The organism is Flavobacterium sp. Arc3, assembly GCF_041431375.1.
GTDB lineage: Bacteria > Bacteroidota > Bacteroidia > Flavobacteriales > Flavobacteriaceae > Flavobacterium.
The window spans coordinates 26,733-42,020 of sequence record NZ_JASMRI010000032.1; the positions used below are offsets into that span (position 1 = coordinate 26,733).

The window sequence follows — 15,288 nt, forward strand, 5'->3', positions numbered from 1 at the left end:
TATATTTGTTCAATGAATTTTCACAAAAAAATGAAGAAATTAATACTTTTCACAAGCTGCTTACTCGCTTTTTCTTTTGCAAACGCTCAAGACAGAGTTATTACCACTGCAGTACCCTTTTTATTGGTATCTGCTGACGCTAGAGCCGCAGGTATGGCAGATATAGGTGTTGCTACATCTGCAGATGCTTTTTCACAACAATGGAATCCCGCAAAATATGCCTTTGCAATAGACAAGCAAGGGTTTTCCATAAGCTATACTCCTTATCTTACAGATTTAGCAAATGATATTTCTTTAGGACAATTAACATACTACAACAAAATAAGTGAACGAAGTGCTTTTGCAGGTAGTCTTCGTTATTTTGGTTTTGGCGAAATAGAATTACGTGAAACTGGAGACCCTAATGAGGTACCTAGAAGAGTTTCTCCTAATGAGTTTGCAATCGACGGTTCCTATTCCTTAAAATTAAGCGAAAAATTCTCAATGGCAGTTGCCGGAAGATACATTCGTTCAAATTTAAAAGTGGTTAGTGATAATGGAGATGCTTCTGCCGCTAGTTCATTCACAATCGATGTTGCAGGGTTCTACCAGTCAGAAGAAATGGCTTATAATGAATTTAATGGAAGATGGAGAGCTGGATTTAATATTCAAAATTTAGGTCCAAAAATCAGCTATGACAACGACGATATAAGCACAAACTTTTTACCTGCAAATTTAAAAGTGGGAACAGGATTTGATTTTATTTTAGACGATTATAATAAAGTCGCACTAAATGTTGAATTCAACAAATTACTTGTACCAACACCTCAAGATCCTGATTTAAACGGTGACGGAACAATTACTGCTGAAGAAAGAGCGCAAAATTTAGACAATTATCGATCTATCGGTTGGGTTTCTGGTGTATTTAAATCATTTGGCGATGCGCCTGACGGTTTTAGCGAAGAAACTAAAGAAGTAACTTATGCGGTAGGAGCTGAATACTCCTACCAAGACTCTTTTGCTATGCGTGTGGGTTATTTTAATGAAAGCCCATTAAAAGGTGCTAGAAAATTCTTTTCTTTAGGAGCGGGTTTTAAATACAATGTTGTCAAAGTAGACGTCTCCTACTTATTTTCAGCTTCAAAAGTTAAAAACCCATTAGAAAATACATTACGTTTCTCTCTTACTTTTAATTTTGGAGATAAATATGATGTATATTAGCAATCTCTAAAATCAAATTAACAAATTAACAATCCAAATTTCAACACCATGAAATTTGGATTTTTTTTCCCTAAAAAAACAATGAGAAATATTACTATTACTAGCCAATTTTCGGCTTATAGCTCACTCCAAGAATTACCTACTGACATTCAAAACTTGATGGAACAGGCTGTGAGCGTAAGAAAAAACGCCTATGCTCCCTACTCAAAATTCCGCGTAGGAGCCGCTATTCTATTAGATAACGGACAAATTGTTTTAGGCTCAAACCAAGAAAATGCAGCATATCCTTCAGGCCTATGCGCTGAACGTGTTGCAATTTTTCATGCAGGAGCTATTTATCCAGAAGCAAAAATTATAAAAATGGCAATTACCGCCGCTTCAGATACCAATACTACAATTAGTCCTATCCCTCCATGCGGCGCCTGCAGGCAATCAATAGCCGAATATGAAACTCGACAAGAGACTCCAATAGAGATTTATTTCATGGGAGAAACAGGTGACATTTACATGTCAGAATCCTTAAAAAACTTGTTACCATTTATGTTCGACAAAAAATTCTTGTAAAATAACCAAAAAGAAGCCTTTTAATTTTACTTCTTAGTTGGAATGTCCTATTTTTGCGATTCGCAAATTTGTGTGAGGAGACTATTTTGCGGTATAGGTACTAGTTGATAACACAATAAAAACTTTAGCAAAAGAACAATTGAGATGAAAGAAGTTACAAAAGAGGTTTATTTAAAGTGGTATGAAGATATGCTCCTTTGGAGAAAGTTTGAAGACAAACTTGCAGCATTATACATACAACAGAAAGTCAGAGGATTTTTGCATTTATACAATGGTCAAGAAGCTGTACTTGCTGGTGCATTGCATGCAATGGATTTGACAAAAGATAAAATGATTACTGCATACAGAAATCACGTTCAACCAATCGGAATGGGTGTAGATCCAAGACGTGTAATGGCTGAGCTTTTAGGAAAAGTTACTGGAACCTCTAAAGGAATGGGTGGTTCTATGCATATTTTCTCAAAAGAACACCGTTTTTATGGTGGTCACGGAATTGTAGGTGGACAGATTCCTGTAGGAGCTGGACTAGCCTTTGCAGATAAATATTTTGAAACTGGCGGAGTTACAATGACCTATTTTGGTGATGGAGCTGCTCGTCAAGGATCACTTCACGAAGCTTTTAACATGGCTATGTTATGGAAATTACCAGTAGTTTTTATCGTTGAGAACAATGGTTATGCAATGGGAACTTCTGTAGAAAGAACAGCAAACCATACTGACATCTGGAAATTAGGTTTAGGGTACGAAATGCCTTGTGGACCAGTTGACGGAATGAATCCTGTAAAAGTAGCTGAAGCAATGACTGAAGCAATTGACAGAGCAAGACGTGGTGACGGACCAACTTTCTTAGAAATGAAAACGTATCGTTATAGAGGACACTCAATGTCTGATGCGCAACTATACCGTTCTAAAGACGAAGTAGAAGAATACAAAAAAATTGATCCAATTACTCAAGTTTTAGACTTAATAAAAGATCAAAAATATGCTACCGAAGAAGAAATCGCTGCCATTGATCAAAGAGTAAAAGATTTAGTCCAAGAATGTGTAACATTCGCAGAAGAATCTGATTACCCCCCAGTGCAACAACTTTACGACGTAGTATACGACCAAGAAAACTATCCATTTATACCTCATAAACTATAAATCAATTATGGCAACAATTATAACAATGCCTCGTTTGAGCGATACTATGACGGAAGGAACGGTAGCGACTTGGCTTAAAAAAGTAGGAGATAAAATTAGCGAAGGAGATATTCTAGCTGAAATTGAAACCGACAAAGCAACAATGGAGTTTGAATCTTTCAATGAAGGAACTCTATTATATATTGGAATTCCAGAAGGAGAAACAGCACCAGTAGATTCTTTACTAGCAATCATTGGTGAAGAAGGTGAAGATGTTTCCGCTTTAATAGCAGGAAAATCAGCACCTAAGACAGAAGAAGCTAAACCTGAAGCCGACAAAGCTCCAGCTGCAGCTGAAACTACAAAAGAAGAAAAAGCCGCACCTGCAGCAGCAGCCTCTTTACCAGAAGGTGTCGTTGTAGTAACCATGCCTCGCTTAAGCGATACCATGACAGAAGGTACTGTAGCTACATGGTTGAAAAAAGTTGGTGACAAAGTTAGCGAAGGTGATATCCTTGCTGAAATTGAAACTGATAAAGCAACGATGGAATTTGAATCTTTCAATGAAGGAACCTTATTATACATCGGTATCGAAGAAGGAAATGCTGCTCCAATAGATAGTTTACTAGCAATAATTGGACCTGCAGGAACTGATGTTTCCGCTATAGCATCAAACTTCAAATCAGGTGCAAAAGCAGAAACTGCTACAACTACTGATACTGCTGAGGAAAAATCAGCTCCAGCCGAAGAAACAAAGGTAGTAGTTCAAGAAGAAGCTACAGATGGAAAAAGAATTTTAGCTTCGCCACTAGCAAAGAAAATTGCAAGTGACAAAGGAATTCAATTGACACAAGTAAAAGGTTCTGGTGAAAATGGACGTATCGTGAAAAGTGATATTGAAAATTTCACCCCAACAGCACCAGCTAGTCCAACACCAGCTGCTGCACCTGCAACTGCAAAAACAGCAACTGCTGCTGCACCAAAAGTATTTGTTCCTGCGGGAGAAGTATTTACAGAAGAGATTAAGAATTCGCAAATGCGAAAAATTATAGCTAAGCGATTAGCAGAATCATTATTTACTGCGCCTCATTACAACTTAACTATTGAAGTTACGATGGATGACGCAATGAAATCTAGAACTATAATCAATAGTATTCCTGATACAAAAGTTTCTTTTAATGACATGGTTATCAAAGCATGTGCTATGGCATTAAAAAAACATCCAAAGGTTAACTCTCAATGGAAAGAAGATGCAATTACAATCAACCATCATGTTAATATTGGTGTTGCTGTAGCTGTAGAAGATGGATTAGTTGTTCCTGTATTGAAATTTACAGATGCAATGAGTCTATCTCAAATTGGAGGAAGCGTAAGAGATTTAGCAGGAAGAGCTAAAAACAAAAAATTATTACCTACCGAAATGGAAGGAAGTACTTTTACTGTTTCTAACTTAGGAATGTTTGGTATCGTAGAATTTAATTCTATCATCAACCAACCTAACTCTGCAATCCTATCAGTAGGAGCGATTGTAGAGAAACCAGTGGTTAAAAACGGTCAAATCGTAGTAGGAAACACTATGATGTTGTCTCTTGCTTGTGACCACCGTACTATCGATGGAGCAACTGGAGCACAGTTCTTACAAACATTAAAACAATACATAGAAAACCCAGTTACGATGCTTGCATAATTACTGATTCTTTATAAATCTAAAACCCGTCTTGTACAAAACTTGACGGGTTTTTTATTTGAGCATAACCTCGCTTCCAATATTATTACAGCGCAGTCGCGTTGTACGTTAGCCTTCTTACTCTATTACATTCCGCAAAATGATAGCGCTACCATCCCTAATCTGAAAATTAAAACGTGTAATAAACAATCTAAACCTTATTCTTCTCCTCAATCCATTTTGACATATACATAGTACTTTTCAAGGTATGATGCTGAAGCAAAGACCCCATGAAATTATTCAAACGATGCTGCTGTAAATTAACTTGTAGGTTTTTTATATGCTCTATAAAATCGTCTTCATATAATTCTCTTAAATAACGCAGATTAATTATATCAACTCCGTTTTTTTGCGCCTGAAGCCAAGTGCTTCTATCATCATACAAACGCACTGAATCCTTTGCAAAAACTAACGGATCGTCCGTTACAAATCCATTCCATGGTAACCCGCCGTGCATCGATTCCGCCCCAATAGTCGTCGTAACACTTGGCGTCCCACATTGCATAGCTTCTAATAGTTTCCCTTTAATACCTGCTCCAAAACGTAAAGGTGCTAAAACTACACGCGCTTGTCGAACTACTTCATATGCATTAGCAGCACGACCTTTTATTATAAAGCGTTCCTTACTATTGTTCAGTTGTAATACTTTTTGCGAAGGATAAGCACCATAGACATGTAAAATAGCATCGGGTAACTGCTTTTTTATAAGAGGCCAAATACTTTCTTTTAAATATTGCACTGCATTCCAATTGGGCTCATGTAAAAAATTACCAATAAAAATAAAATTTTTTCTTTCTTCAAATGAGGGCAATTTATCTACATTAGACATTCCTTCCGATAAAAAAGGCAAATAAAACAATAATGAACTTTCAATTTTAAATATTCCTCTAAGCAGTTCCATTTCATATTCTGAAATCATCAGAGACAAATCGCAACGCAAAATGCTAGCTATTTCTCTTTTCGCTACTTCTTCCACCAACAAATCAGCCTCCACAAAAGGCCTTTTCTCTTTAAAAGCTTTCTGACGCGCTACTCGCAAGCAATGCAAATCTTCAGTATCTAACAATCGTAAGGCATCTGGACAATTTTCACTTACGCGCCAACCAAATTGCTCTTCCATCATAAACCGATCAAACAATACTATTGACGGATTTAGTTCTTTTACGAAATCATCAAAACTGGAACTATTTAAAGTAATAGTTTGTTTTACTACTCCTTCTAATTCAAGGTCTACCATAAAATCACTATTCATCGCAGGACTTGCAAATGTCACAATAAATCCTTCCTCTTTAAAAAGAGAAATCAACTGTAACATTCTGGTCCCAGCAGCCGAAGAATTAGGTTCTGGCCACACACTACCAATTATTAAAAGCTTTTTTACTTGACTCATTTTAGTATTTAAATTCGATTACAAAATAATACAATTTAGACCTCTAAACCATCATTAAAACAAGAAATCAGAAAGAAAACACTAATTTTGCTATAATTAAATAAAATCATATGTTAGGATTAAAATTAGTCACAGACCCAAGATGGGTAAATATAGTTGAATCAAATATCGAAGAAATTTTGACAGACCATGCCTGGTGTGAACAAAAGGCAGCTTCGAATGCGATAAGCCTTATCACGCAAAATCCGGAAAAAGAAGAATTGGTAACCGAATTGATGATTATTGCTAGAGAAGAACTAGAACACTTACAGATGGTGCACGATTTAATAAAAAGCAAAGGACTAAGTTTGGGGCGTGAACATAAGGATCATTATGTAAATGAATTATTCAAATTCATGAAAAAAGATGGAAGTCGCAATGATGCATTATGTGAGCGTCTATTATTTTCAGCTATGATTGAAGCACGAAGCTGCGAACGATTCAAAATATTATCAGAAAACATAAAAGATCAAGTATTAGCTAAATTTTACAGAGACCTAATGATTTCCGAAGCTGGGCATTATACTATATTTCTAGGGTTTGCACGAAAATATGCTGACAACGTTGATGTTGACAAACGTTGGCAAGAATGGATTGACTTTGAAACTTCCATCATTGTAAACTACGGCAAAAACGAAACTGTCCATGGATAGCAAATAATGAAATTAAGACTATAAAACAAGGGATGTCTTTCGATCATTCCTTGTTATACACTGTTTATATTATTTTACTATTATAAATTCTGATCGTCTGTTTGCAGCATGATCTTCTTCGCTACACTTATTACACTCTACTTTCAATTCAGATTCCCCAAATCCCTTTCCAGCTATCTTCTCAGCATTGACTCCTTTAGAAACTAGATAGTCAACAGTTGACTTTGCTCTTCTTTCTGAAAGATCCATATTATAATCATCTTTACCTCTGATATCAGTATGTGATTTTACAAAAATTGATAAATCACGATTTTGAGTCATTATATAAACTAGTTTATCCAATACTTTAACGGCTTGAGTTGTAATATCACTTCTGCTATTTTCAAAGTAAATAGGATTCAGAATAATTTCATTTTCTGTAACAACAACCTCTTCCATTGGAACTAAAAAGATAGTGACTTTTGAAGTTCCGCTCACAGTCTTTACAGCAGCGCTTCTTTGAGAAATAAAACCATCTTTATATATTTCAAGAAAGTAGTCTTTGTTACAATCTACATTAAACACTACTTCACCCTTATCATTAGTTAATAATTTATCTAAGACTATATTACTTTTATCTAAAAGTGTAACTCGAGCGTTAGATAAAAAATTAGCGGTTTTAGTGTTTTCAACAACGGACACTATCTGCGATTTACAAATAGGACTTGCACTATATATATTATCAACACCCGAACGGTTACTTGATAAAAAACCAATATTTTTATCTTTATTCAAGGTGAAAGCAAAATCATCTTTTTCTGAATTTATAGGTTGACCAATATTGTTAGGAACACTCCCACTATTTAAATCTACCGAAAAAACATCATATCCACCAAAACCTATTAACCCTTTTGAGGAAAAATAGAGCATATTATCATCTGTAACGAAAGGAAAACTTTCATCACCAGGCGAATTTATCTTATTTCCTAGATTTTTGGGTGTTCCAAAACCACCATCTTCATTCACTTCTACCTTCCATATATCAATCCCTCCTATTGACCCAGGCATATTAGATGAGAAATAAAGCGTCTTTCCATCCTTATCAATTGACGGATTACTCGTTGAATAACTTTTACTATTAAAAGGCAATGGAGTTATAGCAGTCCATTTTCCATTTTTCTTTATTGCTTTATACAGATTAACTTGGCTTATTTTTAATTTATTGACCTTGTCTTTTTGAAATAAATCATCGTTAAAACTTTCACTGGAAAAATAAATAGTATTACCATCTTTTGATAATGAAACTGGGCCTTCGTGAAATCTTGTATTCAATTCTGTAACAGAAATAGGATCTGAATAACTACCATCTGCACTATAAGTACTTTGGTATATATCTAAAAATGGTTCGTCATTCACCCCATATGTTTTACCTCCCACATTTCTTCCACTCGAAAAATACAAGGTATTGTCGTACATTACAGCTCCAAAATCAGATTTATCAGAATTCACTTCTAATTTATTAAGCACGAACAATTTTTCCTTTTTTAGAAGTTTAGACAGGTAATCCTTATTAGTTATAAAATCAATAGACCTTTGATCATTTGGCTGTATAATTGCAAATTGTGTCATCTGAAGATCAGCATCACCATACTTGCTATTTGATTTAAGTACCTGCGCATAATTATAATATACATCCGCATTTTGCTTAACCGTGATGCTTTTTGCATACCACTTTTCAGCCTCCGCACTATTACCCATGTTAAAATTACAAGTACCAAGTTGTTTGTATACATAATTATCTGTATTTCCATTTTCAACTAGCGCTAGATATTCTTTAACGGCATGAACATATTCATACTGCTCAAACAATTTATCGGCGTTCTTAGTCTTTTTATTTTGTGCCATTAGTGATACAGTCGTATAAACTAAAAACAATAGTATGGTAATTTTTTTCATTAATCGTAAAATTTAATATTAGAAAAATCTTGGAGAACGTGAAACTTTCTTTGGAGCAAACAAATCATATAATAGAATAAATTCATGTGAGGACGGACTAGTTACCTTCAAATCCGAAATAACATGATCGTACGCATAACCGATTCTTAATTCCGGTGTTACAGCAAAATTCACCATGCCTCCAAAACTATCTTCCAATCTATATGTAGCACCAATTTCAAATTTTTCAGTGTATAAAAAGTTTGCAGATAAGTCTAAAGAAGGATTGACATTAGAAGCAGATTTTAACATAAATGACGGCTTGAACTTCAAATCATAATTAACATCAAATACATAGCCTGCAGTCAAAAAATAGTGAGATACATCCGAACCATATTCACGTCCATTATAATCTAAATGTGCCGACTTTGCTAAATTTGGAATAGAAAAGGCAACATAATAATTTTCTGAATAATAAAAAGCTCCAGCTCCTAAATTTAATGAAGCATCATTTATATCTTCCCCGAAAATACCTTCTGAAGGGTCTGGCAAGGATGATTGGATATCTCTTAAACCAACTTCATGAAATGACACACCCGCTTTTATTCCTAAAGCCAGCCGACTAGTCTCATTCAATTGTAATGTATATGAAAAATCCCCATACACATTCTGCTCAGTTACCGGTCCTATCTTATCTGAGATAAAAGACAAACCTACTCCAACATTATTACCTACTGGTGCATGTCCGGAAAAAGTAAAAGAAGTGGGAGCACCTTCAATATTAACCCATTGTTTTCTGTATAAAGCTCCAAAAGAAATACTTCCTTTTGAACCTGCATATGCAGGATTAACGACATTCATATTATACATATACTGCGTATAGTGAGGGTTCTGTTGCGAATATGAATTCATATAGGCAATAAGAACTAAAAGAGAGCTCAAAAATATTTTATTCATATCTATTTGTGTTTCGTTTTTTTTATCCAGAAACTAGTCATGGATTCTAAAAATAAATTAACTTACTATTTTTCTCTGATTAGATAGATCCAACCTGTTTTTGTTTCTCCTTTATTAAATTCTATTACATAATAATAAGTTGCACTTGGAAGATTATCTCCTTCATTTGATTGGCCTTTCCATTGATCCGTATAATTAGATTGCTCATAAACTTTAATTCCATATCTATTAAATATTTCTAGTTTTCTAACACCCCTTAATCTTAAGTCAAAAGATTCATTCATACCATTTCCATCAGGAGAAATTCCTTTTTGAATATTGCAATGTATAGATTCTACCGTAACGTTATTTGTAGTCTCACACCCTGTTGATGCAGAACTAACCTTTAAACTATAAGTCAACGGAAAAATAGTGCTACTTACAATTGAACCTAATAAATTAGAAACGTTTAACATATTAGAATTACTTCCTACTGTTACTCCAAAATTATCTTTCCATTCATACACCACATTGTTACTATCATAAGAGTTTTGTAATGCGTTTGCTCTTAATACATAATCCTTACCCTCACAATTACCCGTTATTTCAAATTGAATCTGTGCAGGAACTAGATTAATGGTTTGTGCTACTCCTTTTATTTCGCATGAAACATTATTTTTAAAACGTACAGTTGGCGTATAATTCCCCTGAACTAAAAGTGTAAAAATAGGACTATCTTGAAAACCGTTTCCTATGCTATACTCAACACCTGTTTGTGCAGTAATTGCGATTGTTCCTGTTGGAGTTAAACAAGTTGGCTGAGAGACACTAATAACAGTTGGTTTTAATGGCACTGCCGCAATAGTCAATGTTACTTTTGTTTTCGAACCGCTTGAGCAGCTTCCTACTGAAGATTCTGCATAGAAGGTTTTGGTCCCAACACCAACCTGAATTGGATTAACAACAACGCTACCTCCTATTGCACCAGTATACCAAGTGATTGTAGCTCCTGCTGCTGTCGCGGTTGCCGTCAATGTTTGCGTTGTGGTTCCGTCAGAACAAACAGTTTGATCAGCTCCTACGGGATTTGGAACAACACCCACAATTGACAAACTAACAGCAGTACGTGTCAAACTTGGACAAGTTCCATTAGATGACTCTGCATAGTAAGTAACGTTTCCTACCGCACTCAATATTGGATTAGAAACAACAGTTCCACTAGTTGCCGCAGTATACCAAATTAATGTTTCTCCAGTGCCAACAGTTGCTGTTGCAGTTAATGTTTGTATTGGATTTTGAATACATTCTGTTTTATTCCCTCCACTTACCGCTAGTGCAGGAGATGGATTTATAGTTATAGAAACTGCTGTTCGTGATACACTAACACAAGAAGTTGCGTTATTTACAGTTTCCGCATAATAAATAATTGTCCCCAATGTATTTAATGAAGGATTTGATACTATGTTACCTCCAGTGGAAGCATCATACCATACTACTGACTCTCCTGCTTGAGCTGTCGCCGTAGCAGTTAAATTTTGAATTGGTGATAAACTACATTCTATTTTATCTCCACCACTTATCGGTTTAAGAGGTTTTCTATTGATAGTTAAAGTCACAGCGGCACGTGAATCACTTACACAAAAGGCAATGTTCTTAATAGATTCCGCATAATATGTCACCGTCCCTAATGAACTTAAAGAAGGATCTGAAACTACATTCCCCCCCGTAATGGCATCATACCATATTACCTTCACTCCATCTTGGGCTGTCGCGGTAGCAGTTAACGTCTGGATTGGCGATGATGCGCAAACCGTTTGATTCCCTCCACTTACTGGTACTAATGGCTTTGGATTTAAAGTTAAACTAACTGCTCTACGCGAATCACTTACACAAGCTGTAGCATCATTTACAGATTCCGCATAATAAATAATTGTCCCCAATGTACTTAGTAAAGGATTTGATACTACATTACCTCCAGTGGAAGCATCATACCATACTACCGATTCTCCTGCTTGAGCTGTCGCTGTAGCAGTCAAAGTTTGAATTGTCGATAAAGCACATTCTATTTTATCTCCACCACTTATCGGTTGCACTGGGTTTGGATTGATTGTTAAGGTCACAGCAGTACGTGAATCACTTAAGCAGGCACTAACATTATTATATGCTTCTGCATAATAAGTTATAGTTCCTATGGAATTCAAAGTTGGACTTGCTACCACTGAACCGCCTGTTGCAGCATCATACCAAACTACCGACTCTCCAGATTGAGCAGTAGCTTTTGCTGTCAAAGTTTGTATTGGTGATAAAGCACATTCTCTCTTACTATCTCGACCTATTGGACTAATAGGCTTTTGATTAATCGTTAAACTTACAGCAGTACGAGTATTACTGATACATCCGTTTTCGTTCTTTACAGTTTCTGCATAATAAGTAACAGTACCTATAGAATTCAATATTGGACTTGCCACCACTGAACCGCCTGATACAGCATCATACCAAACAATAGATTCGCCAGAACCTACTGTTGCTTTCGCTGTTAAAGTTTGAAGCGGTGATTGAGAACATTCTACTTGACTACCTCCAGTTACAGGTTTCGTTGGATTGCGGCTTATAGTTAGAGTAACAGCAGTACGCAACTCATTTACACATGAGTTAATACTAGTAGATGCTTGGGCATAATAGGTGATGGTGCCTATTGAACTTAAGGTCGGATTTACTACAATACTACCTCCAGTTGCTCTATTATACCATACTAATGATTCTCCCGAAGCCACACTTGCTGTCGCCCTTAGCGTTTGTATTGGCGACATCACACATTCTGATATATCACCACCGCTTACTGGTTCAGCAGCTTTTGGGTTAATCGTTAATGTCACAGCAGTACGAGTAGCACTTTTACATACAGTTACATTATTTTCTGCTTGTGCATAATATGTAATTGTTCCAACCGTATCAAGAATAGGATTTGCAACTATATTATCAGCTGCAGCAGAATCATACCAAACAACTAACTCTCCACTTCCTACAGAAGCACTTGCAATCAAAGTCTGTATTGGCGTTAACTCGCATACCACTTGATCACCTCCACTTACAGGACTAGCAGGCTGAATTGGAATATTATTTATAGTTACAACAGACGTAGAATTAGACCTACATGTTGCGTCTCCTATATTTCTAACATAAAGTATATAATTATCAGGAGCTAATTCAGTAAAAACGCTAGATGCTTGATAATTAATACCATCTAAACTGTATTCAACATTTATTTGTGCAGCAATCAGAATTGTTCCGGAGTGCACATTACAAGTTGGTTGACTAACACTTTCCGCACTAGGCTCTGAAGGAGGAGTAGTCACCTCATTAATTATGACAAACGCCTCTGAAGCGTTAACACAAGTATAATCACTCGCTTTTCTAATATATAAAGTATAACTGTTAGGAATAAGATTTGTAAAAACATTTGAGCTTTGGTAATTAATTCCATCAATACTATACTCTGCTCCATTTTGTTCCAAAATTTCAATTCTTCCAAAATAAACAGAACAAGTAGGCTGAATAACTGTTGAAGCTACTGGTTTTTCATAAAAGTAAACAGGAAAGTAAGCATTCGTATAACAAGGAGTTAGCGCAGACGAAGAAAAAACAACTGGATTAGGATCTTTTACATTATAGTCAACTGCTGAGCTTCCAAAATCCGCACTACTAATAGTCTCTGGACTTAGGAAAGAGTTTGTTACATTGTAATTACTCTCATCGGTATCTTGCATTGTAAAGGCAAAGAACTTAATATCCCCTGTGGTATACCCGATCAGAGACTTTAATATTTCGACTTCAAAACCTAAATTGTAATCTGTGGTACCTGCGTTATTTTTATTTACTCCAAAAACACCAGAAGGAGAACCAGACATCGCACTACCTATAGGAGTTCTAACAGACTCCCCACTTTTTAATTCAATAACATCAGCAAAAAAAATATCTTGAGAGGCAGCTTTTGAGATTACTAAACAATAATCCGCCTGAAAATACGAATCGAAAGTACTCGGATTGTTGTTAAAATAATTAAATCCTTTAATTGTAGACGATCCTACAACATCACCGTAATTTGACACATTAAAACCTCCAGTTTTAGAATCTAAAAAAACCAAAAGACTTATGTCTTTACTTACCTTCCCAGCAATTCCAAAAACTAATTTATCCTCCTCAGGGCTAACTTTTAGAGCATTAATATAACCGACAGAAGCGTTAGGAGATAACGATGCTGAAAGACTATTTTCCTCAAGCGGACCAGTTCCCCAAGCAGATTCAGTCATAGAACCATCAATAGTTTTATTAAATCTTGTACGAACACTTACTGTTTGTCCATTAGTTAACGTACTTGTTGTAAACGTCCTACTTAACGACATAGCTTGTTGTACTGCTCCCTCTACAGAAAATTCAAATAAATCCCCACCACCAACAGCACTAAATAGTACTGACGTACCTGGACACAATACATTAATTGCACTATTACCTGGTGACACAGTCAAAAAAACAGAAGGAGGCGATAGATATACAGAAGCAACTACAGGAACTCGAATACTTATTTCAGCTGTCGTTTTTGATCTGCTTCTAACATAATAGGTCTTTGTTGTTTTTATACTCGGACTATAGACAAATCCAGTATACAAAGGTGATGTAGAATTCTGACTAGAAAACCACTCTATTATTTCATCTCCATTTACACCATTAGCATAAACATTAACTTGAACAAAATTCACACCATCTCCACAAGAACTCCCTGCTATTGTAGAAGGAGGAGGCAGGACAGCCTCAACCATAATTATCTTTGCTGTTTTTTTTAATTTTTGAACAGGATCAATTACATTAGAAATTATTGAATCCTTTAAATACAACTCACGGATATTTACATTTTTAACAATAACGCCAGCTATCATTGCATTATTTACAACCGAAAAAAACAATAAAAATAAAAGTAATTTATTTTTCATAGAATAAGTTTTGTTATTAATATGTGTAGATAGAACAAGAGAAATATTTTAACTGACTAAAAGTATATTATTATTTTTACCAGACAAATGAAATATTAATATAAAATTAACAATAAAGGGCAATAAGTTAAATAATACCCAATAAAATTGAATGTTTAACAACATACTAAATATATTTCAAACAAAAATTATTTTCGAAATAAAAAAATAAATAGTACCTAAACAAACTGTCTTTCTCTTACAAACCAACTTAAAACAAAAATGGACCAAAAGCCAAGAACAAAGAGCGAAGCTACTATTTGAATTGTATCCACATATTAAAAAAGAATATGCTTTATCACAGCAATTATGAACTATCTGCAACAGTACTAATGATAAAAATGTTGCTATATTAAAATTAGCGCATTGGTATAGAAAAATGGAGGAATCAAGTTTTAAAAACTTTAATATCGTTCTCAATACCATAACCGTCAATTATAATTCAATATTAAACTACTTTGATAATCGAAGTATAAATGCTTCTGCAGAATCTTTTAATGCAAAAAAAATTAAAGGGTTCAGAAGTCAGTTTATAGGAGTTCGGAAAATCGACTTTTTCTTGTTCAGATTATCTAACCTTTTTGGATAATCCCCAACTTTTGCGCTTGATCCACTTTTTCGGATCAGGAACAAAACCTGGGGAGAAGTTTTGCAAAAATGAATATTTTTGCATAATTAACTTTGAGATATGACTTCTATAGACCTTTTAAAATTTAT

10 protein-coding genes are annotated in these 15,288 nt (G+C 35.1%); 6 read left to right on the top strand and 4 right to left on the bottom strand.

Annotation, left to right across the window (positions count from 1 at the left end; genetic code table 11):
* Window positions 1–30: 30 nt before the first annotated feature.
* The 4 genes from porV to QO200_RS17615 all read left to right on the top strand — a co-directional run bounded on the left by porV (window position 31) and on the right by QO200_RS17615 (window position 4,573).
* A complete protein-coding gene (gene porV / locus QO200_RS17600; RefSeq protein WP_371542827.1) occupies window positions 31–1,200 on the top strand; it encodes a type IX secretion system outer membrane channel protein PorV in 1,170 nt (389 codons plus the stop codon).
* 81 nt (window positions 1,201–1,281) lie between these two features.
* On the top strand, window positions 1,282–1,764 hold the full coding sequence (cdd, locus tag QO200_RS17605; RefSeq protein WP_371542829.1) for a cytidine deaminase: 483 nt from the start codon (window positions 1,282–1,284) through the stop codon (window positions 1,762–1,764).
* Window positions 1,765–1,908: 144 nt separating this feature from the next.
* Window positions 1,909–2,907: a pyruvate dehydrogenase (acetyl-transferring) E1 component subunit alpha gene (gene pdhA / locus QO200_RS17610; protein WP_091091392.1), complete on the top strand. Its 999-nt coding sequence runs from the start codon at window positions 1,909–1,911 to the stop codon at window positions 2,905–2,907.
* 7 nt (window positions 2,908–2,914) lie between these two features.
* Entirely contained in the window at window positions 2,915–4,573 is a 1,659-nt protein-coding gene (locus QO200_RS17615; RefSeq protein WP_371542831.1) for a 2-oxo acid dehydrogenase subunit E2, read from the top strand.
* Window positions 4,574–4,763: 190 nt separating this feature from the next.
* Here QO200_RS17615 and QO200_RS17620 read toward each other — a convergent pair whose 3' ends face one another.
* Window positions 4,764–6,002, bottom strand: a complete 1,239-nt coding sequence (locus QO200_RS17620; protein ID WP_371542833.1) for a glycosyltransferase — start codon at window positions 6,000–6,002, stop codon at window positions 4,764–4,766.
* 110 nt (window positions 6,003–6,112) lie between these two features.
* On the opposite strand from QO200_RS17620, the gene QO200_RS17625 reads away from it, so the two are divergent.
* Window positions 6,113–6,694: a tRNA-(ms[2]io[6]A)-hydroxylase gene (locus QO200_RS17625; RefSeq protein WP_371542835.1), complete on the top strand. Its 582-nt coding sequence runs from the start codon at window positions 6,113–6,115 to the stop codon at window positions 6,692–6,694.
* 69 nt (window positions 6,695–6,763) lie between these two features.
* On the opposite strand, the gene QO200_RS17630 is transcribed toward QO200_RS17625, so the two are convergent.
* The 3 genes from QO200_RS17630 to QO200_RS17640 form a co-directional block, all read right to left on the bottom strand.
* Window positions 6,764–8,629, bottom strand: a complete 1,866-nt coding sequence (locus tag QO200_RS17630) for an OmpA family protein (RefSeq protein WP_371542838.1) — start codon at window positions 8,627–8,629, stop codon at window positions 6,764–6,766.
* An 18-nt stretch (window positions 8,630–8,647) separates the two neighbouring features.
* On the bottom strand, window positions 8,648–9,565 hold the full coding sequence (locus QO200_RS17635) for a type IX secretion system membrane protein PorP/SprF (protein ID WP_371542839.1): 918 nt from the start codon (window positions 9,563–9,565) through the stop codon (window positions 8,648–8,650).
* A 65-nt stretch (window positions 9,566–9,630) separates the two neighbouring features.
* Window positions 9,631–14,532: a gliding motility-associated C-terminal domain-containing protein gene (locus QO200_RS17640; protein WP_371542841.1), complete on the bottom strand. Its 4,902-nt coding sequence runs from the start codon at window positions 14,530–14,532 to the stop codon at window positions 9,631–9,633.
* A gap of 355 nt (window positions 14,533–14,887) precedes the next feature.
* Here QO200_RS17640 and QO200_RS17645 point away from each other — a divergent pair, with 355 nt between their 5' ends.
* Window positions 14,888–15,160, top strand: a complete 273-nt coding sequence (locus tag QO200_RS17645; RefSeq protein WP_371542846.1) for a transposase — start codon at window positions 14,888–14,890, stop codon at window positions 15,158–15,160.
* Window positions 15,161–15,288 lie beyond the last annotated feature (128 nt).

What these genes read in the sequence shown, in the direction of transcription:
- QO200_RS17640 (WP_371542841.1), bottom strand. Translation starts at nt 14,532, where the DNA reads ATGAAAAATAAATTACTTTTATTTTTATTGTTTTTTTCGGTTGTAAAT.
- QO200_RS17625 (WP_371542835.1), top strand. Translation starts at nt 6,113, where the DNA reads ATGTTAGGATTAAAATTAGTCACAGACCCAAGATGGGTAAATATAGTT.
- pdhA (WP_091091392.1), top strand. Translation starts at nt 1,909, where the DNA reads ATGAAAGAAGTTACAAAAGAGGTTTATTTAAAGTGGTATGAAGATATG.
- cdd (WP_371542829.1), top strand. Translation starts at nt 1,282, where the DNA reads ATGAGAAATATTACTATTACTAGCCAATTTTCGGCTTATAGCTCACTC.
- QO200_RS17635 (WP_371542839.1), bottom strand. Translation starts at nt 9,565, where the DNA reads ATGAATAAAATATTTTTGAGCTCTCTTTTAGTTCTTATTGCCTATATG.
- QO200_RS17630 (WP_371542838.1), bottom strand. Translation starts at nt 8,629, where the DNA reads ATGAAAAAAATTACCATACTATTGTTTTTAGTTTATACGACTGTATCA.
- QO200_RS17615 (WP_371542831.1), top strand. Translation starts at nt 2,915, where the DNA reads ATGGCAACAATTATAACAATGCCTCGTTTGAGCGATACTATGACGGAA.
- QO200_RS17620 (WP_371542833.1), bottom strand. Translation starts at nt 6,002, where the DNA reads ATGAGTCAAGTAAAAAAGCTTTTAATAATTGGTAGTGTGTGGCCAGAA.
- porV (WP_371542827.1), top strand. Translation starts at nt 31, where the DNA reads ATGAAGAAATTAATACTTTTCACAAGCTGCTTACTCGCTTTTTCTTTT.